Raw genomic sequence first — 22,453 nt, 5'->3', positions numbered from 1 at the left:
AAGTGTTTTCAAAGGGATCGCACTGGCTCCATTGCGGGTAAGCCCGCAGTGCATGAAACATGTTACGGACTATTCCTACAACTTTTTCGGATGATGACGGATAGATAACATTTTGAATCGTCATTAAGCTCTCTCGAAATTTGGAGGAACGCATGAAAACAGTCGCAACAATCATCACCGCGCTAGTACTTACCGGCTGCGTGCCTGGGGACTGCACAGAAAATTGCTTCATATGGGCACGTCGCGGTTTTGACCTAGAGCACAAATGCGATATTAACCCACTTCACCCGGATTGCCCCGCTAGCCGGTAGTCAATTCACCCCATCAAAACTCCCAAGTCCATTTTTTCAAAATATTAGTGTGAGGGTCATTAACATTAACCAGCTTCGGTTTCCCAATACGTCCAGGCACAAACCCAAAACGCGCCCAACGCAAACCACCCGAACGATTGTCATAGATAACGAGATTTCCATCATCCTGGATAGCCAGATAATTGTTGTACCAAAATGACTTGTCGGTCGATTCGGTACTTCTGGCAATCCAGGTGCGTCTCCCCGGCCCGTCATACAGGAAACCACCATTACTCACCAAGAAAGTAATGACTGTACCGCCTTTTCGTTGCAACGTGCTGCTGTAAGGCTGTTTAGCATCAGCAACCCACGCAACCACTCCGTTATCTTTGATTACCAGATTCCCATCACCCCACAACTCCAACCGGAACCGCCCATTTGGAGATACAAGAAAGTGCCCGGGTGACATTTTCTGGTTAGGCGGCAGCACCGAAGAGCCGCTGCCTTGAAATGGAACATATTGAATACTCATTTTTATTGCCTCAATTACGATGAATGAGCCTCCACCTAATCAAGCTCTTTTCACCTGAGTGACATATATATGTATGTCATTTCACTCTTGTTTCACGCTTAACTGCCGCCACGTCCGGCTCTGAGCCCTCAGCATGCGGCCGTCGTCACCGGTGGCGTAGCCGTTTCACTGTGGTGGTTGTCGGAGGCAGGTGAACTCTTCGGCGGTCTGTCTGGCACACCGCCCTCGCGAACAAGTTCGCTCCTACAAGGGTTTCGTCAACCTGTAGCCCATAAAAAACCCCGCGAAAGATCGCTCCTTCGCGGGGTTTTCAGTCAGCGAGCGACGTTTAAATCGCGCCGCGACTGCGCAGTAGTTCCAGCACCAACTTCACGCTGTCGTCCAACGAGACGGTTTGAGTGTCGATAACCAGATCGGCATTCAGCGGCACGTCGTAGGGGAAGGACTCACCCGGGATGTTGTCGCCATTGGCGGCATACAAGCCCTGCGGATCACGCTCGCGGCAGACGGTTGGCGAGGCCTGGACGTAAACGATGATCATCCGATCAGCGCCGATCAAGGCTTTCGCCTGTTCACGACCTTCTGCATCCGGCGCAACGAAAGCCGCCAGCGTCAGCAGACCGGCTTCGTTGAACTGACGCGCAACGTGTGCTGCACGACGCCAGTTTTCAGTGCGGCCGGCACGGTCATTTGGCAGACCCTTGTTCAGGTCATGACGCAGGTTCTGGCCATCGAGTACATACACCGCTCGGCCCATGTCGAACAGCTTGCGCTCCACGGCATACGCCAGCGTGCTTTTACCCGCGCCCGACAGGCCGCTGAACAGCACGGTTGCCGGTTGCTGGCCGAAGCGACGAGCACGCTCTTCGGTGGCGACGTGGGCTTTATGGTCGTGGTGGCTGGTACCGGCCAGGACCGGACGGGCGATGATCATGCCCGCAGCCACGGTGCCGTTGGTCAAACGATCGATGACGATGAAAGAACCGGTGGTGCGGTTGCTTTCGTAGCCGTCCAGCGCGATGGCGGTGTCGAGACTGATCTTCACCCGGCCGATTTCGTTCAGCTTCAACTCGCTGGCGGGACCTTCGGCCAGGGTGTTGACGTCGACCTTGTGCGTAATGCTGGCAATCGAGCCCGGCACATAGCTGGTGGCGCGCTTGATGTCGTATTTCTTGCCCGGCAGCATCGGTTCTTCAGCCATCCAGACCAGCATGGCGTCGAAGTTGTCGGAGATCTGCGGGATGCTGTCGGCGTGAACCAACAGGTCGCCACGGGAGATATCGATCTCGTCTTCCATGGTCAGGGTGACGGCCTGACCTGGACCCGCCTGCTCCAGTTCACCTTCGAAAGTGACGATGGATTTGACGCGGCTGGTCTTGCCCGACGGCAACACGACGACTTCATCGCCCTTGTGCACGATGCCGCTGGCCAGGGTACCGGCGAAACCACGGAAGTTCAGGTTCGGACGGTTGACGTACTGCACCGGGAATCGCAAATCGGTGAGGTTGCGGTCAGCCGCGACTTCAACGGTTTCGAGGATTTCCATCAGGGTCTGACCGGTGTACCACGGCGAACGCTCGCTGTGGTTGACCACGTTATCGCCCTTGAGCGCCGACATCGGCACGAAGTGCATGGTGGTCGGCTTCAGCGCGACACCCTTGGCAAACTCCAGGTAATCCGCCTTGATCGACTCGAACACGCCTTCGTCGAAGCCCTTCAGGTCCATCTTGTTGATGGCAACCACGATGTGCTTGATGCCGAGCAACGAGGCAATGAAGCTGTGACGACGGGTCTGGGTCTGCACGCCGTAGCGCGCGTCCACCAGAATGATCGCCAGGTCACAGGTCGACGCACCGGTGGCCATGTTGCGGGTGTACTGCTCATGGCCAGGGGTGTCGGCGATGATGAATTTGCGCTTGGCGGTGGAGAAATAGCGGTACGCAACATCGATGGTGATGCCCTGCTCGCGCTCGGCCTGCAGGCCGTCGACCAGCAATGCCAGGTCGATCTCGTCGCCCGTGGTGCCGACTTTCTTCGAATCGCGGGTAATGGCTTCCAGATGATCTTCGTAGATCATCTTGGAATCGTGCAGCAAACGCCCGATCAGCGTGCTTTTGCCGTCGTCGACGTTACCGCAGGTTAGAAAGCGCAGCAGTTCCTTGCGTTCGTGCTGGCCCAGATAGGCGAGGATGTCCTCGCTGATCAATTCAGATTGATGCGACATGTGCAGACACCCTGTTTAGAAATAGCCCTGACGTTTCTTTTCTTCCATGGAACCGGCGCCATCGTGGTCGATGACCCGGCCCTGGCGCTCGGAAGTTCGCGTCAGGAGCATTTCCTGAATGATGTCGGTGAGGGTGACAGCCTCAGACTCGACCGCGCCCGTTAACGGGTAGTCGCCAAGTGTGCGGAAACGGACTTTCTTTTTGACGATGCGCTTTTTGTCCTCATCGCTGAGGTGGTTCAGCAGGCGATCGTCGTCGATCATGATCCAGGTGCCATTCATCTCGATCACATCGCGCTCGGCCGCGAAGTACAGCGGAACGATCGGGATGCCTTCGAGGTAGATGTACTGCCAGATGTCCAGTTCGGTCCAGTTCGACAACGGGAATACACGAATGGATTCGCCCTTGTTGACCTTGCCGTTGTAGACGTTCCACAGTTCCGGACGCTGGTTTTTCGGGTCCCAGCGGTGCTTGTTGTCGCGGAATGAGTAGACGCGCTCTTTGGCGCGGGACTTCTCTTCATCGCGACGGGCACCGCCGAATGCCGCATCGAAACCATGTTTATCCAGCGCCTGCTTGAGGCCCTCGGTCTTCATGATGTCGGTGTGTTTGGCGCTACCGTGGGTCAGCGGGTTGATACCCTGCGCAACACCATCCGGGTTGACGTGCACGATCAGGTCAAGGCCCAGCTCTTCGACCATGCGGTCGCGAAAGCTGTACATTTCCTTGAACTTCCAACGGGTGTCCACGTGCATCACCGGAAACGGCAGCTTGCCCGGGAAGAATGCCTTGCGGGCCAGGTGCAGCATTACGGCGGAATCTTTACCGACGGAGTACAGCATCACCGGGTTATCAAACTCGGCGGCGACCTCGCGGATGATGTGGATGCTTTCCGCCTCCAGCTGTTTCAGATGCGTCAGTTTGTCGACCATGGCTACTCACGAAAACGTACGGATTGACGGCCAGCGGGCCGTGTTCGAGCCGGGCACTTTATCACAGCGCCTGCTTATACTCAGGGAGCCAGCTAGATCGAAACGATCTATCAATAGAACGGCTCGTTTGGGTCGTTAGATCGGATTCGGGCAATCGATGAACAAATGCTCCAGCGCAAAGCGTCGCGCCAGATAATCGCCCAAGGCCTGGACCCCATAGCGTTCCGTGGCGTGGTGACCGGCGGCAATAAAACTGATGTCGTTTTCCCGCGCGCTATGGAAAGTCTGCTCCGATGCTTCACCGCTCAGGTACAGATCGACGCCTGCCAATACCGCCTGATCGATATAGCCCTGCCCGCCTCCCGTACACCAGCCGACCCGACGAATCATCTCGCTGCCTTCGATCAACAGCGGCTCGCGCCCCAGCGCGCTTTGCACGCGGCGCGCGAAATCGCGGGGTGTCATTGGCTCGGACAACGAGCCCACCAGACCGACAATACGCGGATTTTCAGGGTCCAGCGGGCCTTCGATGGTGATATCGAGTTGACGCGCCAGTTGCACGTTATTGCCGACATCGGGGTGCAGGTCCAACGGCAGGTGGTAAGACAACAAACTGATGTCGTGTTTGAGCAGCGTTTTCAGCCGACGCTGCTTCATCCCCGTAATACAAGGGTTCTCACCCTTCCAGAAATAACCGTGATGAACCAGGATCAAGTCCGCTTCAGCCTCGACCGCCGCGTCGAGCAATGCCTGACTGGCGGTCACGCCGCTGACGATGCGCATCACTTGCGGACGCCCTTCGACTTGCAATCCATTTGGGCAGTAATCCTGGATTCGAGCGCTATTCAGATAGCGATCCGCTTCCTCGACCAGGGTGCTCAGGGCAACAGCCATAAAAGACTCCTAAATATGCAGTTCAGACCTGCGCTGTACTCGTATAATGCCCGCCATTATGGCGCAAACCCGGCAAAAAGCCCTGCGCTTGGCATCCATCAGGACTTTGCTCAATGCTTAAAGCACTGCGTTTTTTCGGCTGGCCATTGCTGGCTGGTGTGCTTATCGCGATGTTGGTTATCCAGCGTTACCCGACTTGGGTCGGATTACCGACCCAGGATGTCAACCTGCAGCAGGCGCCGCAGTCCGCCGCTATTCAGCAGGGCCCGGTGTCGTATGCCGACGCGGTGATTATTGCGGCCCCGGCCGTGGCCAACCTGTACACCACCAAAGTGGTGAGCAAGCCCAATCATCCGTTGTTCGAAGACCCGCAGTTCCGTCGCTTCTTCGGTGACAACCTGCCCAAGCAACGCCGGATGGAGTCGAGCCTCGGTTCTGCGGTGATCATGAGCCCGGAAGGTTACCTGCTGACCAACAACCACGTGACCTCTGGTGCAGACCAGATCGTGGTGGCACTTAAGGATGGCCGTGAAACCCTGGCCCGAGTGATCGGCAGCGATCCGGAAACGGACCTGGCGGTCCTGAAAATCGATCTGAAAAACCTGCCGGCGATTACCATCGGCCGTTCAGACAACATTCGCATCGGCGATGTCGCACTGGCGATCGGTAACCCGTTTGGTGTCGGCCAGACCGTGACCATGGGCATCATCAGCGCCACCGGCCGCAACCAATTGGGCCTGAACACCTACGAAGATTTCATCCAGACCGACGCCGCGATCAACCCCGGCAACTCGGGCGGCGCATTGGTCGATGCCAACGGTAACCTCACCGGCATCAACACCGCGATCTTCTCCAAGTCCGGTGGCTCGCAAGGTATTGGCTTCGCGATTCCGGTGAAACTGGCGCTGGAGGTGATGAAGTCGATCATCGAACACGGCCAGGTGATTCGTGGCTGGTTGGGGATTGAAGTACAGCCACTGACTCAGGAATTGGCTGAATCCTTTGGTTTGAAAGACCGACCGGGCATCGTGGTCGCAGGTATCTTCCGCGACGGTCCGTCACAAAAGGCCGGCTTGCAGTTGGGCGACGTGATTCTCAGCATCGATGGCGAAGCGGCTGGCGATGGTCGGCGCTCAATGAACCAGGTGGCGCGGACCAAACCGGGCGACAAGATTGCCATTGAAGTGATGCGTAATGGCAAACAGCTTACGTTGACTGCCGAAGTGGGCTTGCGTCCACCACCGGCACCGGCGCCGGCTGAAGAGCAGTAATTTCAGCGGTACCCTGTAGGAGCTGCCGAAGGCTGCGATAAGGCCGGAATGGCCTTCCGGCCGTAGGGATCGCAGCTACCGGCAGCCCCTACAGGGTAGTGCGCGTCGCTTTAGAGAGAACCCAACCCATCCAGCAACGCCTGGTTCTGCTCCGGCGTGCCGATGCTGATCCGCAGGAACTGTGCAATGCGTTCCTGCTTGAAGTGCCGAACGATCACGCCCTGCGCCCTCAACTTCGCCGCTATCCCGGCAGCATCATGCTGTGGGTGACGGGCGAAGATGAAGTTGGCGGCTGACGGCAGCACTTCAAAGCCCTTGCCTTCCAGTTGCTCGATCAGTGCCTCACGGCTATCGATCACCGCCTTGCAGGTGCTCTCGAAGTGCTCACGGTCTTCAAACGCAGCGGTCGCACCGACGATGGCCAGACGATCCAGCGGGTACGAGTTGAAACTGTTTTTCACCCGTTCCAGCGCCTCGATCAAATCGGGGTGACCCACCGCCAGCCCTACCCGCAACCCAGCCAACGAACGCGACTTGGACAAGGTTTGCGTGACCAGCAGGTTCGGATAGCGATCCACCAGCGCAATCGCCGTCTCGCCGCCGAAGTCGATGTACGCTTCATCGACCACGACCACTGAGTCAGGGCTGCCTTTGAGCATTTGCTCCACCGCACTCAGCGGCAGCAGGCATCCGGTAGGTGCGTTCGGATTCGGGAAGATGATGCCGGCGTTGGGTCGCGCGTAATCCTCGATCCGAATCTGAAACTGCTCGTCCAGCGGGATCGCGTCGTATTCGATCTCATAAAGAGCGCAGTAAACCGGGTAGAAGCTGTAGCTGATGTCTGGAAACAACAACGGCTTGTCGTGCTTGAAAAACGCGCTGAACGCGTGGGCCAACACCTCGTCGGAGCCGTTGCCGAGGAACACCTGATTGCTTTGCACACCGTAATAGCTGGCGACGGCTTTCTTCAGCAAATCGCTGTTCGGGTCCGGGTACAGACGCAAATCGTCGGTCAGCTCGGCGCGCATCGCGGCCAGCGCTTTCGGCGACGGGCCGTAAGGGTTTTCGTTGGTGTTGAGCTTGACCAGCTTGGTCAGCTTCGGCTGCTCGCCCGGCACATAAGGCACCAGTTTGCTGACAAATGGACTCCAGAACTTGCTCATGCTTTTTTCCCTTGTGCCTGGTTGTCGACAATCCGATATTCCGCGCTGCGGGCGTGGCCGGTCAGCGACTCGCCGCGGGCCAGCACCGAGGCGGTTTTGCCCAGCTCGGATGCGCCCTGCTCCGAGCAATAAATGATCGATGAACGCTTCTGGAAATCGTACACACCCAGTGGCGACGAGAAGCGCGCAGTGCCGGAAGTCGGCAACACGTGATTCGGCCCGGCGCAGTAATCGCCCAGCGCTTCGGAAGTGTGGCGGCCCATGAAGATCGCGCCAGCGTGGCGAATCTGCGGCAACCAGGCTTCAGGATCGGCCACCGACAACTCAAGGTGCTCAGGCGCGATGCGGTTGGCGACGTCAATCGCTTGCTGCATGTCCGCTACTTTGATCAGCGCGCCACGGCTGGTGATCGAGGTGTTGATAATTTCCGCACGCTCCATGGTCGGCAGCAATTTGGCGATGCTCGCCGCGACCTTGTCGAGGAACTCGGCGTCCGGGCTGACCAGAATAGCCTGGGCGTCTTCGTCGTGCTCGGCCTGGGAGAACAGGTCCATGGCGATCCAGTCAGGATCGGTCAGGCCATCGCACACCACCAGAATTTCGGACGGCCCGGCGATCATGTCGATACCCACCTGACCGAACACGTGACGCTTGGCAGTGGCCACATAGATGTTGCCGGGACCGACAACCTTGTCGACCCGCGGCACGCTTTCAGTGCCGTAGGCCAAGGCAGCAACAGCCTGCGCACCACCAATGGTGAACACCCGGTCGACGCCAGCAATGCAGGCCGCCGCCAGCACCAGCTCGTTGATTTCGCCACGCGGGGTCGGCACCACCATGACCACCTCAGGCACGCCAGCCACTTTGGCCGGAATCGCGTTCATCAACACTGACGACGGGTACGATGCCTTGCCACCTGGCACGTACAGACCGGCGCGATCAAGCGGCGTGACCTTCTGGCCCAGCACCGTGCCGTCGGCCTCGGTGTAGCTCCAGGAATCCTGCTTTTGCTTTTCGTGGTAACTGCGCACGCGCTCGGCAGCGGTTTCCAAGGCGGTACGCTGTTCGGGCGTGATGCGCGTCAGGGCCAGTTCCAGACGCTCGCGCGGCAGGATCAGATCGGCCATGGACGCAACTTCCAGACCATCGAAGCGCTGGGTGAACTCCACCAACGCCGCATCGCCGCGTTCGCGGACCGCGTTGATGATGTCGAGCACGCGCTGATTGACCGAGTCGTCAGACACACTTTCCCAGCTCAGCAGATGATCCAGATGATGTGCGAAATCCGGGTCAGCAGCGTTGAGTCGGCGTATTGCAGTGGACGTGGTCATAGCGAGGGCCTCGATGATTGGCTATTTACTCAGGTGCCGCGTGGCTAAGCTACCAAGCCATCCGCGCGGGCACCTGAGAAATTTGGCTATGACACGGATAGCTGGGCGCAACTCAAGGTCGCGCGGGAGGACTAGCCGCGGTGTCGCGACTCGACTGCTTGACGCAGTGTATCGATCAGCGCCTGGATACGCGCGTGTTGCATCTTCATCGACGCCTTGTTCACCACCAGACGTGAACTGATAGTTGCAATCAGTTCCTGGGGTTCAAGGCCGTTGGCACGCAGCGTATTGCCGGTGTCGACAACGTCGATGATTTTGTCGGCCAGGCCGATCAGCGGTGCGAGTTCCATCGAGCCATACAGCTTGATGATATCGACCTGACGGCCCTGCTCGGCGTAATAACGCTTGGCGACGTTGACGAATTTGGTCGCAACGCGCAGACGGCCTTTAGGCTCGACGGCACCGATGGCGCCCGCAGTCATCAAACGGCACTTGGCAATTTGTAGGTCCAGCGGCTCATACAGGCCCTGGCCACTGTATTCCATCAACACATCTTTACCCGCGACACCCAGATCGGCAGCGCCGTGTTCGACGTAGGTCGGCACATCGGTCGCGCGCACAATCAGCAGGCGCACATCGGCCTGAGTCGTGGGGATGATCAGCTTGCGGCTCTTGTCCGGATTCTCGGTCGGCACAATGCCTGCTTCAGCGAGAAGCGGCAGCGTGTCGTCAAGGATACGGCCCTTGGACAGTGCGATGGTTAACATGGGAAACGTAAGTCCTTGGCAATCGGGCACATCCCTGTGCCCTACGTGTCCCGGGCACATCAGCCCGGAACATTAGCGTTCAAAACGTACTAGCCCGGAACGCGACGGATCTTGGCGCCCAGCATCTGCAGTTTTTCTTCGATGCACTCATAACCACGATCGATGTGGTAGATGCGATCGATCAAGGTGTCACCTTCGGCAACCAGCGCCGAGATCACCAGGCTGGCCGAAGCACGCAGGTCGGTGGCCATGACTGGCGCGCCTTTGAGCGTCTCTACGCCGGTGACAACCGCAGTGTTGCCTTCCACCAGGATGTGCGCGCCCATGCGGTGCATTTCATACACGTGCATGAAACGGTTTTCAAAGATGGTTTCGATGACTGCACCGGTGCCTTCACCGATGGCATTGAGCGAGATGAACTGCGCCTGCATGTCGGTCGGGAACGCCGGGTATGGAGCCGTGCGCACGTTGACCGCCTTCGGCCGCTTGCCGTGCATGTTCAGCTCGATCCAGTCTTTGCCGGTAGTGATTTCAGCGCCGGCTTCCTGAAGCTTGAGCAACACCGCTTCGAGGATGGTTGGATCGGTGTCCTTGAGCTTGACGCGACCACCGGTGGCTGCAGCAGCTACCAGGTAGGTGCCGGTCTCGATACGGTCGGGCATGACTTTGTAAGTCGCGCCGTGCAGACGTTTAACGCCATCGATGGTGATGGTGTCGGTGCCGGCGCCGGTGATGTTCGCACCCATGGCAATCAGGCAGTTGGCCAGGTCGACCACTTCAGGCTCACGGGCAGCGTTTTGCAAAACGCTACGGCCGTTGGCCAGGCTGGCTGCCATCATGATGTTCTCGGTACCAGTCACGCTGACGGTATCGAAGAAGAAGTTCGCACCACGCAGGCCGCCTTCTGGCGCCTTGGCCTTGATGTAGCCGCCTTCGACGTCAATGGTCGCGCCCATGGCTTCAAGACCACGGATGTGCAGGTCTACCGGACGCGAACCAATGGCGCAACCGCCAGGCAGAGCAACTTCGGCGTAACCGAAACGGGCAACCATCGGACCTAATACCAGGATCGACGCGCGCATGGTTTTCACCAGCTCGTACGGTGCGACCAAGGTCTTGATGGTACGTGCGTCGATTTCAACGCTCAGCTTTTCGTCGATCACAGGCTCGATGCCCATGCGCCCGAACAGCTCGATCATCGTGGTGATGTCGTGCAGGTGCGGCAGGTTGCAGACCGTTACCGGCCCATCGGCCAGCAAGGTTGCAGCCAGAATCGGCAGGGCAGAGTTCTTTGCCCCGGAGATGCGGATTTCGCCATCAAGACGAACGCCGCCAGTAATAATCAGTTTATCCATAAGAGTCTCGACGCCAATTGGCTCAGGTGCGCTCGGCCCATGCAGCGCGGCTGAAAAATTTCATGGTGACCGCATGGATGCTGCCATCGGCGATCCAGGGGTTCAAATGGGCATAGATCTGCTGCTGACGCTTGACTGGGCTAAGTGTAGCCAGTTCGTCACTGATCACGTTCAGCTGAAAATTGCAGCCTTCGCCTTCAACTTCTACCTGGGTTTCTGGCAGCTTTCCTTCAAGGAAGCTTTTAACTTCTACGGCCTGCATGCTTAACCTCAATCGGCGCCCTACGCGCGCGGGTCGGCCATCATACAAAAAAAGCGCCCTCCCTGCGAACCCCGGATAGCGAGACTCAGACGGAAAGCGCTTTTCTGATGGTTATTGATGTTGGTCCAGCAACTCGGTCAAGCCGGAGACCTGAGCGATTTCGCGCATGTCATCCGGCAGCGACTGAACGCTGACGATCTTCCCGGCCACCTTGGCATCACGCATGAACGCGAGCAGCAACGACAGACCCACACTGCTGGACTTCTGTACCTCGGAGCAGTCCAGAATCACGGCCGGAGCAGCGCTGGCCTTGATCAAATCCTGACCTTGCTTGCGCAAGGCCGGACCGGTGCGGTAGTCGAGCACACCACTCAGGAACAATTCACCTGCGGCGCCAAGACGTACGGCTGCCTCACTCATTGGGCTTGTTTCTCGGCAGCTTTATCCGCTGTGTCCTTGGCTTTGGCGACTTCGCCAGCCCAGCCATTGATGGTCTTGTCGAGATCGTTGCCGTTCTGCTGCATGGCGTCAGCGAACTGATCACGGAACAACTTGCCGATGTTGATACCGTTGATGATCACGTTGCGCACTTTCCACTCGCCACCGACCTTCTCGAGGGTGTACTGCACAGGGTAAACCGCGCCGCCGTTACCTTTCACGCTCATATCAACGCTGGTACGGTCGCCGCTTTCATCCTTGGGCGCAGCCACGGTAATGCCCTGGTTGTTGTATTCCAGCAGCGCATTGCCATAGAACTGAATCAAGCTGCGTTTGAAGTTTTCCTGGAAGGTCTTCATCTGCTGCGGCGTAGCCTTGGCCGAATACTTGACGGTCATGATGCTTTTCGAGATGCCGTCAGCGTCGATCACCGGACCGACAATACCGTTCAAGGCATCGTAGAAGGCGCTTGGATCAGCTTTGTACTTCGCCTTGTTGGCGGCCAGATCGGCCAACAGTTGCTTGGTCGTACCGTCAACAATGTCATGAGCCGACTGGCCCGGAGCAGCGTTGACCAACATAGGAAGCGCAGCCAACAAGATCAGCAGGCCGCGGCGCAAGGTGGAGAACATGGAGATATTCCTCATTTGGCGTCTTTACTCACAGTATTAAGCAGGAATTTGCCGATCAGGTCTTCCAGTACCAGCGCAGACTGGGTGTCATGGATCGTGCTGCCATCCTTGAGCACAGTTTCATCACCGCCCACGCTGATACCGATGTATTTCTCGCCCAACAGACCGGCGGTGAGGATCGACGCAGTGGAGTCAGTCGGCATGTTGTTAACCTGCTTTTGAACCTCCATCGTCACCCGACCGGTAAATTTGTCGCGATCCAGATCGATAGCTGTGACCTTGCCGATGGCCACACCAGCCATGGTCACCTTGGCTCTGACAGTCAAACCGGCGATATTGTCGAAGTAAGCGTAAATTTTATAGCTGTCATTGGTCGAACTCACGGTCAGACCACTGACCCGCAAGGCCAACAAGATCAAAGCCAGGATCCCGGCCAGCAGGAACAGGCCGACACCGGTTTCCAGGGAGCGGTTTTGCATCAGAAGTCTCCAAACATCAAGGCGGTCAAAATAAAGTCCAGGCCCAATATGGCCAGCGAGGCATACACCACGGTTTTCGTCGTGGCGCGACTGATCCCTTCTGAGGTGGGCTCACAATCGTACCCCTGGAACACGGCAATCCAGGTCACTACAAAAGCAAAGATAACGCTTTTAATTACACCATTGAGCACGTCGTTGTTGAAGGACACGCTGCTTTGCATGTTCGCCCAAAACGAGCCTTCGTAAACGCCCAGCCAGTCGATGGCGACCCATGAACCGCACCAGATGCCCACTACGCTGAAAATCATGGTCAGCAATGGCAACGAGATAAAGCCGGCCCACAAGCGCGGCGCGATGATGTACTTGAGCGGGTCGACGCCAATCATTTCCAGGCTGGAAAGTTGCTCGGTGGACTTCATGTTGCCAATTTCTGCGGTCAATGCCGAACCGGCACGACCCGCGAACAGCAACGCCGCCACCACAGGCCCCAATTCACGCAACAGAGTCAAGGCTACCAACTGGCCGACCGCCTGCTCCGAACCGTACTTGGTCAGAATACTGAATCCCTGCAGCGACAGCACCATGCCGATGAACCCGCCCGAGACGACAATGATCAGCAGGGACATGACACCGACCGAATACAACTGCCGAACCAGCAATTGAAAACCACCACCAATGCCGCGACCGGCCAAGGCGTGAAGCAGAAACAGCGCCGAGCGCCCCAATGCCGCAACAATGTCGAGTGCAGAGCGCCCGAACAGGTTGATACGGCCCAGTATTGTCTTTCTGCGCATCAGCGCTTCCCCAAAAGATCTTTGCGATAATCCGGTGCCGGATAATGGAATGGAACGGGGCCATCCGGCTCACCGGTCATAAATTGGTGAATGCGCGGATTATCCGAATTCATCAGCTCGGCCGGCGTGCCATGCCCGAGGACCTGCCCATCGCCGACGACGTAGAGGTAGTCGGCAATACTCGCGGTTTCGGCCAGGTCATGGGAGACCACGACACTGGTGATCCCGAGGGCATCGTTGAGCAGGCGAATAAGACGTACCAGCACCCCCATTGCAATCGGGTCCTGACCTACGAACGGTTCGTCGTACATGAGGATCTGCGGATCGAGGGCGATGGCTCGAGCCAGTGCCACGCGCCGCTTCATGCCACCAGACAGCTCATCGGGCATCAATTCAACGGCACCGCGCAATCCGACCGCCTGCAACTTGAGCAGGACGATGTCGCGAATCATGTCTTCAGGCAGCTTGGTGTGAACCCGCAACGGGAAGGCAACGTTTTCGAAGACGTCGAGGTCCGTGAACAGCGCACCGCTCTGAAACAGAACACCCATCCGCTTGCGGGCGTCGAACAGATCGCTGCGCGACAGCTTCGGCAGATTCTGACCGTTGACCCAGACTTCACCCTTGTCCGGACGCAGTTGTGCGCCCATCAAACGCAGCAAAGTAGTCTTGCCACTGCCGGAAGGTCCCATGATGCCGGTGACCTTGCCTCGCGGAATGTGAATATCGACATTATTGAAGATGCTGCGCGTACCGCGCTTGAAGGAAACACCCTTCAGCTCGACCGCGTAGGCGTTATCGGCGCTCATCTAAACTCCTGGCTATGCAGCCTCACTCTCCTGCGCCGAGTCCATGACGCAAGACATGCACTGGCTAGGTGGGCCGAACTGGCGGCGAACTATACCACCGCAAGCGCACCTGGCCCATGCAATGAAGCGTTTTTCCTGCAAACGAGCAGTAGGTAATTGGCACAATTGACTACAGCGAAAGACGCAGCGACAAGCCTCTGCCGTCAATTGAACCCCCTTAAGCAAGAAAGACCGACGATCAAGCGTGAGGGAATTGACCATTACCGCTATAATCGCCGCCTTTTCACCAGGCTAACTGATTTCTGACATGAGCCAATCCAGCGACCTGATCCAAACAGCACAGCGCACCATTCGCCTCGAAATAGAAGCCGTAGAAGGCTTGCTGACCCGCATCGATGCGGATTTCGTGCGTGCCTGCGAGATGATTCTGGCCGGCAAGGGACGCGTTGTAGTGGTTGGCATGGGGAAATCCGGGCATATCGGCAACAAGATTGCTGCCACCCTGGCCAGCACCGGTACTACTGCATTCTTTGTCCACCCAGCCGAAGCGAGCCATGGCGACATGGGCATGATCACTTCCGACGACATCATCCTGGCGATTTCCAACTCAGGCTCGACTGCTGAAATCGTGACCCTGCTGCCGCTGATCAAGCGCCTGGGCATCAAGATGATCAGTCTGACCGGCAATCCGGACTCAGCGATGGCCAAGGCCGCCGAGGTCAATCTGAACGTGCACGTCGAGCAGGAAGCCTGCCCGCTGAACCTGGCGCCGACTTCGTCGACCACCGCCGCGCTGGTCATGGGCGATGCCCTGGCAGTGGCGCTGCTTGAAGCGCGCGGCTTCACCGCCGAAGACTTCGCTTTCTCGCATCCCGGCGGCGCCCTGGGCCGTCGCTTGCTGCTCAAGGTCGAGCACGTCATGCACACTGGCGACGACTTGCCAAAGGTCCTGCGTGGCACCTTGCTGCGCGACTCGCTGATGGAAATGACTCGCAAGGGCCTGGGCATGACCGCCATCACCGAAGCCGACGGGCGTCTTGCCGGGATCTTCACCGACGGTGATTTGCGCCGCACGCTGGACCGCAACATCGACATTCGCAAGGCGACCATCGACGAAGTGATGACCGTCCACGGCAAGACCGCCCGCCCCGAGATGCTCGCGGCCGAGGCACTGAAAATCATGGAAGACAACAAGATTGGCGCACTGATCGTGGTGGACGAAAACGACCACCCCATCGGCGCCTTCAACCTGCAGGATCTTCTGCGCGCAGGGGTTATGTAATGAGCGAAGCGACCACCGATCTGCTGCAACGCGGCAAGAACATCAAGCTGGCGATTTTCGACGTCGACGGCGTGTTGACCGACGGCCGCCTGTACTTCCTCGAAGACGGCAGCGAGTTCAAGACCTTCAACACCCTCGACGGCCAGGGTATCAAGATGCTGATTGCATCCGGCGTGCGCACCGCAATCATCAGCGGCCGCAAGACTCCCGTGGTCGAACGCCGCGCGAAGAACCTGGGCATTCATCATTTGTATCAAGGTCGCGAAGATAAATTGGTGGTTCTCGACGAACTCCTCGCTGAACTCAACCTAAGCTATGAACAAGTCGCCTATCTGGGTGACGATCTGCCAGACTTGCCGGTCATTCGGCGCGTAGGCCTGGGCATGGCAGTCGCGAATGCCGCCAGTTTCGTTCGGCAACATGCCGATGGCATTACCCAGGCGCGCGGCGGTGAAGGCGCGGCCCGTGAATTCTGCGAGCTGATCCTGACCGCCCAAGGCAGTCTTGAAGCGGCCCACGCCGCCTACCTATAGAAGTTATTTATGCTGAGCAAAACAATTCGCAGGTTTTTGTTTCTGGGCGTGATCGCGGGGCTGGTAGCTGCCGCAGGCTACTGGAACATCAACCCTGAAACCTTTCTCGAGAAGAAGGCGGCACAGATTGACGCGGGCACGATCGACTTTTATGCGATCAATGCCCACAGCCGCCAGTTTCTTCCTGACGGCAAGCTGCAATACGACATGACAGCCGACAAAGTCGAGCACCTGCAGGTGTCCGACGTCACCCTGCTGACCATGCCGGACCTGAACATGTTTCGCGGTGCCGCTTACCCGTGGCACGTCCAGAGCCTGAAGGGCGAGGTTTCGCCAGGCGGCGATCATGTCGAACTGATCGACCAGGTTCGCATTGCCCGCACAGACGAAAAAAACCGCACGACCATCATTACCAGCAGCCGAATGACCGTATTCCCACAGAAGCAATATGCGCAGACCGAGCAAGCCGTTAGAATCGACGGTTTCGGCGGTGTATCTACCGGCACGGGCATGAAAGCGTATTTGAACGACGGCAGGATGAACCTGCTGTCCAAAGTAAGAGGACTGTATGAGGCTCGTTAAAACCCTCCCTTTTTTGCTCGGCCTGGGCACAGCACTGGGAAGCGTGAGCGCATGGGCTCTGCCGACGGATCGCGATCAGCCTATCCATATCCAGTCTGACGACGCGCAGCTTGATGACAAACAAGGCATTGCCACTTACAAAGGCAACGTCATCATCACGCAGGGCACGCTGAAGATCACCGGCAACACGGTGACCATCACCCGTCTGCCTACCGGCGAAATCAACGTATTCACTGCTGTTGGCAACCTGGCGTACTACGAACAGAAGCCGGAACTGAACAAGCCGATCGTGCAGGCATGGGGCGTGACCATCCAGTACTTTGCCACCCAGGATAAAATCGTCCTGATTGACAGAGCCAAGGTCGTCAATGATGGCAACACGTCGGAAGGCGAGAAAATCATCTATGACACCGTGAAGCAGATCGTCAACGCCGGGCGCGCCAACGGCGCCAAAGTAACCGCCCCGCGCCCACGGATCGACATGGTTATCCAGCCGAAAAGCAAACCCGACGCGCAGAAGGCTCCTTAATGGCAACGCTGAAAGCCCAGCATCTGGCTAAAAGCTATAAGGGCCGTCAGGTCGTTCGTGATGTCAGCCTGTCCATCGAAAGTGGGCAGATCGTTGGTCTTCTGGGGCCAAACGGCGCCGGCAAGACCACGTGTTTCTACATGATCGTCGGCCTGGTACGCGCCGATCAGGGCCGCGTATTGATCGATGACCTCGACGTCAGCCATCAGCCCATGCACGGCCGCGCACGCTCCGGTATCGGCTATCTGCCGCAGGAAGCGTCGATTTTCCGCAAGCTCTCGGTGGCCGACAACATCATGGCCATCCTCGAGACCCGTAAGGAACTCGACCGCGCCGCACGTCGCAAGGAGCTGGAAAGCCTGCTGCAGGAATTCCACATCAGCCACATTCGCGACAACCTGGGCATGAGCCTGTCCGGTGGTGAGCGCCGCCGGGTAGAAATCGCCCGCGCCCTGGCCACATCGCCCAAGTTCATTCTGCTCGATGAACCGTTTGCCGGCGTCGACCCGATCTCGGTCGGCGATATCAAACAGATCATCCACCACTTGAAAGCCAAGGGCATCGGCGTTCTGATCACGGACCACAACGTTCGTGAGACGCTGGATATCTGTGAAACCGCGTACATCGTCAACGACGGGCAACTGATCGCTGAGGGTGATGCGGAGACAATTCTGGCCAACCAACTGGTTAAAGAGGTTTACCTCGGCCATGAGTTCCGCCTGTAAGTTCTGCGGTGTTTCGCTCTTCATAGGCGACGGACACTAGGGTGCGGTGGTTGGCAAGTATATTAATTGTCACCACACCCTAGGCAAACACTTAGGTTTCAGGCATATAATTTGCTTAAGTTGGCGCTCCGGCGCCCTGTAGTGGATGGCGCATGTGCGCCGGCGAATAAGGTGTTTAGCCCCTGCCATGAAACCATCGCTAGTCCTGAGAATGGGCCAGCAGCTGACGATGACACCGCAGCTGCAACAGGCCATCCGTCTACTCCAACTGTCGACCCTGGACCTTCAACAAGAGATCCAGGAAGCGTTGGAATCCAATCCTATGCTCGAGCGCCAGGAAGAAGGCGACGACTTCGATAACGCCGACCCGCTGGCCGACAACATCGAGAAACCCAATCCTGATGTCCAGGAACCGACGTACCAGGAAGCTGCCCCCACGGTAGACAACCTGGAAGACGGCGAGTGGAACGAGCGCATTCCTAGCGAGCTGCCCGTCGACACCGCCTGGGAAGACGTCTACCAGACCAGCGCCAGCAGCCTGCCCAGCAACGATGATGACGAGTGGGACTTCACCACCCGTACCTCGGTCGGTGAAAGCCTGCAAAGCCATCTGCTGTGGCAACTGAACCTGGCCCCGATGTCCGACACCGATCGTCTGATTGCCGTGACCCTGATCGATTGCATCAACAATCAGGGCTACCTTGACGAGTCGCTCGAGGAAATCCTCGATGCCTTCGATCCGGAGATGGATGTCGAGCTAGATGAAATCGAAGCGGTCCTGCATCGAATTCAACAATTCGAGCCGGCCGGTATCGGTGCCCGCAACCTCAGCGAATGCCTGCTGCTGCAACTGCGCCAGATGCCGTTGAAAACCCGCTGGCTGGCCGAAGCACAGCGCCTGGTGACCGACTTCATCGATTTGCTGGGCAGCCGTGACTACGCGCAGCTGATGCGGCGCATGAAGCTCAAGGAAGACGAACTGCGCCAGGTGATTGAACTGGTACAGAGCCTCAACCCGCGTCCGGGTTCGCAGATCGAGTCCACCGAAGCCGAGTACGTCGTGCCCGACGTTATCGTGCGCAAGGACAACGAACGCTGGCTGGTCGAACTCAATCAAGAGTCCGTGCCGCGCCTGCGGGTCAATCCGCAGTACGCCGGCTTCGTCCGCCGCGCCGACACCAGCGCCGACAACACCTTCATGCGCAATCAGCTGCAGGAAGCCCGTTGGTTCATCAAGAGCCTGCAAAGCCGCAACGAAACGCTGATGAAAGTCGCCACGCAAATCGTCGAGCATCAACGTGGCTTCCTTGAGTACGGCGACGAAGCGATGAAACCGTTGGTCCTGCACGACATCGCGGAAGCGGTTGGCATGCACGAGTCGACGATTTCCCGCGTTACCACGCAGAAATTCATGCACACCCCGCGTGGCATTTATGAGCTGAAGTACTTCTTCTCCAGCCACGTCAGCACCTCCGAGGGCGGTGAATGCTCGTCCACGGCGATACGCGCAATCATCAAAAAACTGGTTGCGGCGGAAAATCAGAAAAAGCCGTTGAGTGACAGCAAGATCGCTGGTTTACTGGAGGCACAAGGCATTCAAGTAGCCCGTCGCACAGTCGCCAAATACCGCGAATCACTTGGGATCGCGCCTTCGAGCGAGCGCAAGCGATTGATGTGACGCCCAAGCCAGTCTGAGATTCGCTTACAGACCGGTCAGGCTAAGAGCCACAGCGTTCCAGTGGCAGGCATTCCAGCCTGCCTCTTTATGCACTGGCAACGAAGGAGAAGCTGTATGCAAGTCAACATCAGTGGACACCAGCTTGAAGTGACAAAGCCCATGCGCGAATACATTGAGGCCAAACTCAAGAAACTCGAAGGGCACTTTGACAAGATTACCAATGTGCAAGTGACCATGGCGGTCGAGAAGCTGAAACAGAAGATCGAAGCCACACTGCATATCCACGGTGGAGAGGTGGTCGCCAACGCCGAACATGACGACATGTACGCAGCCATCGACCTCCTGACTGACAAGCTCGACCGACAATTGCTCAAGCATAAGGAAAAGCAGCAAAGCATCCTCAAGGGTGCGACAGCTCGCTAACACCCCCTACTCATGATTCGACTTGAAAACATCCTGACCCCTGGCCGTTCACTCGTGAACGTGCCGGGTGGCAGTAAAAAACGCGCGCTCGAGACGATTGCCAATGTGATCGTCCGCGAAGTGCCCGAACTGTTTGAGCAAGATGTTTACGAGAGCCTGATCGCTCGTGAAAAACTTGGCTCGACCGGCTTTGGCAATGGCATCGCCATTCCTCATTGCCGCCTGAAAGGTTGCAGCCAGCCGATCAGCGCCCTGGTTCACCTGGATCACCCCATAGAATATGACGCCATCGATGGCGCGCCCGTGGATTTGCTGTTCGTCCTGCTCGTCCCCGAAGCCGCCACCGATGCACACCTGGAATTGCTGCGGCAGATTGCAGGCATGCTCGACCGCAAGGATGTGCGTGACAAGCTGCGCAGTGCAGCCAGCAATGAAGCCCTGTATCAAGTTGTCCTGGACATACAGAGCGGTCACTAATCATGCGCATGATTATCGTCAGTGGTAGATCGGGTTCCGGCAAGAGCACCGCGCTCGATGTGCTGGAGGACAGTGGCTTTTACTGCATCGATAATCTGCCGGCCGGTTTGTTGCCCGAATTGGCCGAGCGCGCGCTGATCCATACCGAACTGGCTCAACCCCAGGTTGCCGTCTCTATCGACGCGCGCAACCTGCCGAGCCACTTGTCGCGCTTCCCGCAATTGCTGGAAGAAGTCCGCAGCCGCCACATTCAATGCGATGTGCTGTATCTGGACGCCGACGAAGAAACCCTGCTTAAACGCTTCTCGGAAACCCGTCGTCGCCACCCATTGAGCACACCTGAGCGCTCGCTGGCTGAAGCGATACGTGACGAGAGCACCCTGCTCGGCCCGATCATTGACCTGGCCGACCTGAAGATCAACACCACCCAGCTGAACCTTTATCAGTTGCGCGACATGATCAAACTGCGCCTGCTCAACACCCCGGAACCGGGAACGGCGTTTCTGATCGAGTCATTTGGCTTCAAGCGCGGCATGCCGGTGGATGCCGACCTGGTATTCGACGTGCGCTGCCTGCCGAACCCTTATTGGAAGCCCGAGCTGCGCGAACAATCCGGCCTCGATCAACCGGTGGCGGATTATCTGGCTGCCCAGCCGGATGTCGAAGAGATGTTTCAGGACATCTTTACCTACTTGAACAAGTGGTTGCCGCGCTTCGCCGCCAGCAACCGCGCCTACGTCACCATTGCCATTGGCTGCACTGGCGGGCATCACCGTTCTGTCTACCTGACCGAACGCCTGGGCCGCGTCCTGCAACAATCCCTCAAGAACGTTCAGGTTCGCCACCGCGACCTCAACTGAAAGGATCTTCATCGCGATGCCTGTTCGTCAAATCACCATCATCAACAAGCTCGGCCTCCATGCCCGTGCCGCCGCCAAATTCGTCGGCGTCGCCGGCAGATTCCCCTGCCAGATCCGCGTCGGTCGCAGCCCTGAAAGCATGGTCGATGGCAAAAGCATCATGGCCGTGATGATGCTGGCCGCCGGCAAAGGCACTGACATCCACCTGTCTACCGAAGGCGAAGAAGACCAGGCCGCACTGGAAGGCCTGATCGAGTTGATCAATAACCGTTTTGATGAGGGCGAGTAATTCGCCCGGTTTTACACCAACGCCGTATCCATCACCATCATCAAACAAAACCCGGACAGCAACCCAAGGCTGGCGATCTTTTCGTGACCGTTACGCCGGGATTCCGGGATGATTTCGTGGGTCACCACCAGCAACATCGCACCCGCCGCGAGGGCCAGTCCCAGCGGTAGCAGTAATTCGGCAATGGCCACCAGCCAGGCGCAAAGCAAGGCGAATATCGGTTCTACCAGACCTGAGGCGGCGCCAATCAGGAAAGCCTTGAAGCGCGACATTCCCGCCCCGGCCAATACCAATGCGATGACCAACCCTTCCGGTACGTCCTGCAAGGCGATGCCCATGGCAAGGCTGTCGGCATCGGCCAAACCGCCGCCGGCCGAAACGCCTATCGCCATCCCTTCCGGGATGTTGTGCGCAATGATTGCGATGACGAACAGCCAGATCCGCGGCGCAATCGCCGGGCGCTCGGAGGCACCCGATAAGCGCCCGCCACGGGAAACCTGGTGATCGACCACAAACAAACCCAACGCACCCAGCAGGATGCCGAAACTGACCAGAGCGCCCGTGCCCCATTGGGAGAAACCCAGCCCTTGCGCGGCCTGCAGCCCCGGCACGATCAATGAGAACGCCGTAGCCGCCAGCATCACACCGGCACCGAACCCCAGCAGACCATCACCGACCATGATCGGCATACGCCGGATCACCAGCACCGGCAATGCGCCCAACGCAGTCCCTAACGCACACACCGCCCCGCCCTGCAGCGCGCGAAGCAGGTGCGGTTCCAGGCTCAACCAAGCCAGCCCCTGAGCCACCAGCAACGCTGTACCCGCCAGCGTCAGCAACGAACCCCACGCCAGACGAAACAACCGCCCGCTGCTGACCGCCAGTATTTCCGTACGCATAA

Annotated in this window: 26 protein-coding genes; 11 read left to right on the top strand and 15 right to left on the bottom strand. The window is 58.0% G+C overall.

Going from position 1 to position 22,453, the window contains the following annotated elements; all coding sequences use genetic code 11:
- Positions 1 to 324 precede the first annotated feature (324 nt).
- From ACF0H7_RS03585 to ACF0H7_RS03570, 4 genes are all read right to left on the bottom strand, one after another.
- On the bottom strand, positions 325 to 822 hold the full coding sequence (locus ACF0H7_RS03585; protein ID WP_397451433.1) for a hypothetical protein: 498 nt from the start codon (positions 820 to 822) through the stop codon (positions 325 to 327).
- 328 nt (positions 823 to 1,150) lie between these two features.
- On the bottom strand, positions 1,151 to 3,046 hold the full coding sequence (gene cysN / locus ACF0H7_RS03580) for a sulfate adenylyltransferase subunit CysN (protein ID WP_397451432.1): 1,896 nt from the start codon (positions 3,044 to 3,046) through the stop codon (positions 1,151 to 1,153).
- 15 nt (positions 3,047 to 3,061) lie between these two features.
- Positions 3,062 to 3,979, bottom strand: coding sequence for a sulfate adenylyltransferase subunit CysD (gene cysD / locus ACF0H7_RS03575; protein ID WP_397451431.1), 918 nt, complete (start codon positions 3,977 to 3,979; stop codon positions 3,062 to 3,064).
- 135 nt (positions 3,980 to 4,114) lie between these two features.
- Positions 4,115 to 4,873 carry a Nif3-like dinuclear metal center hexameric protein gene (locus ACF0H7_RS03570; RefSeq protein ID WP_397451430.1) on the bottom strand — a complete coding sequence of 253 codons (759 nt, stop codon included), beginning with the start codon at positions 4,871 to 4,873 and terminating at the stop codon, positions 4,115 to 4,117.
- A 113-nt stretch (positions 4,874 to 4,986) separates the two neighbouring features.
- Between ACF0H7_RS03570 and algW the strand changes: the two genes are divergently transcribed.
- The gene (gene algW / locus ACF0H7_RS03565) at positions 4,987 to 6,144 is read left to right on the top strand and encodes a Do family serine endopeptidase AlgW (protein WP_397451429.1); all 1,158 of its coding nucleotides are present in this window, start codon (positions 4,987 to 4,989) and stop codon (positions 6,142 to 6,144) included.
- Between the two features lie 110 nt (positions 6,145 to 6,254).
- Here algW and hisC read toward each other — a convergent pair whose 3' ends face one another.
- The 10 genes from hisC to ACF0H7_RS03515 all read right to left on the bottom strand — a co-directional run bounded on the left by hisC (position 6,255) and on the right by ACF0H7_RS03515 (position 14,174).
- Entirely contained in the window at positions 6,255 to 7,307 is a 1,053-nt protein-coding gene (hisC, locus tag ACF0H7_RS03560) for a histidinol-phosphate transaminase (protein ID WP_397451428.1), read from the bottom strand.
- On the bottom strand, positions 7,304 to 8,638 hold the full coding sequence (hisD, locus tag ACF0H7_RS03555; protein ID WP_397451427.1) for a histidinol dehydrogenase: 1,335 nt from the start codon (positions 8,636 to 8,638) through the stop codon (positions 7,304 to 7,306). The genes hisC and hisD overlap by 4 nt, the downstream gene beginning before the upstream one ends.
- Positions 8,639 to 8,769: 131 nt before the next feature.
- Positions 8,770 to 9,405: an ATP phosphoribosyltransferase gene (gene hisG / locus ACF0H7_RS03550; protein WP_397451426.1), complete on the bottom strand. Its 636-nt coding sequence runs from the start codon at positions 9,403 to 9,405 to the stop codon at positions 8,770 to 8,772.
- Between the two features lie 89 nt (positions 9,406 to 9,494).
- Positions 9,495 to 10,760: a UDP-N-acetylglucosamine 1-carboxyvinyltransferase gene (murA, locus tag ACF0H7_RS03545; RefSeq protein ID WP_397451425.1), complete on the bottom strand. Its 1,266-nt coding sequence runs from the start codon at positions 10,758 to 10,760 to the stop codon at positions 9,495 to 9,497.
- Positions 10,761 to 10,782: 22 nt separating this feature from the next.
- Complete coding sequence (locus tag ACF0H7_RS03540; protein ID WP_397451424.1) at positions 10,783 to 11,022, bottom strand: BolA family protein; 240 nt, start codon at positions 11,020 to 11,022, stop codon at positions 10,783 to 10,785.
- Positions 11,023 to 11,133: 111 nt separating this feature from the next.
- Positions 11,134 to 11,442, bottom strand: coding sequence for a lipid asymmetry maintenance protein MlaB (locus ACF0H7_RS03535; protein ID WP_397451423.1), 309 nt, complete (start codon positions 11,440 to 11,442; stop codon positions 11,134 to 11,136).
- Entirely contained in the window at positions 11,439 to 12,092 is a 654-nt protein-coding gene (locus ACF0H7_RS03530) for a phospholipid-binding protein MlaC (RefSeq protein ID WP_397451422.1), read from the bottom strand. Before ACF0H7_RS03530 ends, ACF0H7_RS03535 begins: the two co-directional genes overlap by 4 nt.
- Positions 12,093 to 12,103: 11 nt before the next feature.
- Positions 12,104 to 12,571, bottom strand: a complete 468-nt coding sequence (gene mlaD / locus ACF0H7_RS03525) for an outer membrane lipid asymmetry maintenance protein MlaD (protein ID WP_397451421.1) — start codon at positions 12,569 to 12,571, stop codon at positions 12,104 to 12,106.
- A complete protein-coding gene (gene mlaE / locus ACF0H7_RS03520; RefSeq protein ID WP_397451420.1) occupies positions 12,571 to 13,365 on the bottom strand; it encodes a lipid asymmetry maintenance ABC transporter permease subunit MlaE in 795 nt (264 codons plus the stop codon). The genes mlaD and mlaE overlap by 1 nt, the downstream gene beginning before the upstream one ends.
- On the bottom strand, positions 13,365 to 14,174 hold the full coding sequence (locus ACF0H7_RS03515; RefSeq protein ID WP_397451419.1) for an ATP-binding cassette domain-containing protein: 810 nt from the start codon (positions 14,172 to 14,174) through the stop codon (positions 13,365 to 13,367). Before ACF0H7_RS03515 ends, mlaE begins: the two co-directional genes overlap by 1 nt.
- 307 nt (positions 14,175 to 14,481) lie before the next feature.
- Between ACF0H7_RS03515 and ACF0H7_RS03510 the strand changes: the two genes are divergently transcribed.
- The 10 genes from ACF0H7_RS03510 to ACF0H7_RS03465 all read left to right on the top strand — a co-directional run bounded on the left by ACF0H7_RS03510 (position 14,482) and on the right by ACF0H7_RS03465 (position 21,552).
- A complete protein-coding gene (locus tag ACF0H7_RS03510; RefSeq protein ID WP_397451418.1) occupies positions 14,482 to 15,456 on the top strand; it encodes a KpsF/GutQ family sugar-phosphate isomerase in 975 nt (324 codons plus the stop codon).
- Positions 15,456 to 15,989 (top strand): 3-deoxy-manno-octulosonate-8-phosphatase KdsC, encoded by a 534-nt coding sequence (kdsC, locus tag ACF0H7_RS03505; RefSeq protein ID WP_397451417.1) that lies wholly within the window; start codon positions 15,456 to 15,458, stop codon positions 15,987 to 15,989. The genes ACF0H7_RS03510 and kdsC overlap by 1 nt, the downstream gene beginning before the upstream one ends.
- Positions 15,990 to 15,998: 9 nt before the next feature.
- Entirely contained in the window at positions 15,999 to 16,571 is a 573-nt protein-coding gene (lptC, locus tag ACF0H7_RS03500) for an LPS export ABC transporter periplasmic protein LptC (protein WP_397451416.1), read from the top strand.
- Entirely contained in the window at positions 16,558 to 17,100 is a 543-nt protein-coding gene (gene lptA, locus ACF0H7_RS03495; RefSeq protein WP_397451415.1) for a lipopolysaccharide transport periplasmic protein LptA, read from the top strand. The genes lptC and lptA overlap by 14 nt, the downstream gene beginning before the upstream one ends.
- Complete coding sequence (lptB, locus tag ACF0H7_RS03490) at positions 17,100 to 17,825, top strand: LPS export ABC transporter ATP-binding protein (RefSeq protein ID WP_397451414.1); 726 nt, start codon at positions 17,100 to 17,102, stop codon at positions 17,823 to 17,825. Before lptA ends, lptB begins: the two co-directional genes overlap by 1 nt.
- Positions 17,826 to 18,012: 187 nt before the next feature.
- Complete coding sequence (locus tag ACF0H7_RS03485) at positions 18,013 to 19,503, top strand: RNA polymerase factor sigma-54 (protein ID WP_397451413.1); 1,491 nt, start codon at positions 18,013 to 18,015, stop codon at positions 19,501 to 19,503.
- Positions 19,504 to 19,617: 114 nt separating this feature from the next.
- A complete protein-coding gene (hpf, locus tag ACF0H7_RS03480) occupies positions 19,618 to 19,926 on the top strand; it encodes a ribosome hibernation-promoting factor, HPF/YfiA family (RefSeq protein WP_397451412.1) in 309 nt (102 codons plus the stop codon).
- Between the two features lie 12 nt (positions 19,927 to 19,938).
- Positions 19,939 to 20,403 (top strand): PTS IIA-like nitrogen regulatory protein PtsN, encoded by a 465-nt coding sequence (gene ptsN / locus ACF0H7_RS03475; protein WP_397451411.1) that lies wholly within the window; start codon positions 19,939 to 19,941, stop codon positions 20,401 to 20,403.
- 2 nt (positions 20,404 to 20,405) lie between these two features.
- On the top strand, positions 20,406 to 21,263 hold the full coding sequence (gene rapZ / locus ACF0H7_RS03470; RefSeq protein WP_397451410.1) for an RNase adapter RapZ: 858 nt from the start codon (positions 20,406 to 20,408) through the stop codon (positions 21,261 to 21,263).
- A gap of 16 nt (positions 21,264 to 21,279) precedes the next feature.
- Positions 21,280 to 21,552 (top strand): HPr family phosphocarrier protein, encoded by a 273-nt coding sequence (locus tag ACF0H7_RS03465; protein ID WP_397451409.1) that lies wholly within the window; start codon positions 21,280 to 21,282, stop codon positions 21,550 to 21,552.
- A gap of 11 nt (positions 21,553 to 21,563) precedes the next feature.
- On the opposite strand, the gene ACF0H7_RS03460 is transcribed toward ACF0H7_RS03465, so the two are convergent.
- Positions 21,564 to 22,451: a ZIP family metal transporter gene (locus ACF0H7_RS03460; protein WP_397451408.1), complete on the bottom strand. Its 888-nt coding sequence runs from the start codon at positions 22,449 to 22,451 to the stop codon at positions 21,564 to 21,566.
- Between the last annotated feature and the right edge of the window lie 2 nt (positions 22,452 to 22,453).

This window comes from Pseudomonas sp. NA-150 (assembly GCF_044336365.1).
Lineage (GTDB): Bacteria > Pseudomonadota > Gammaproteobacteria > Pseudomonadales > Pseudomonadaceae > Aquipseudomonas.
This window is presented reverse-complemented; position numbering and strand designations above follow the sequence as displayed.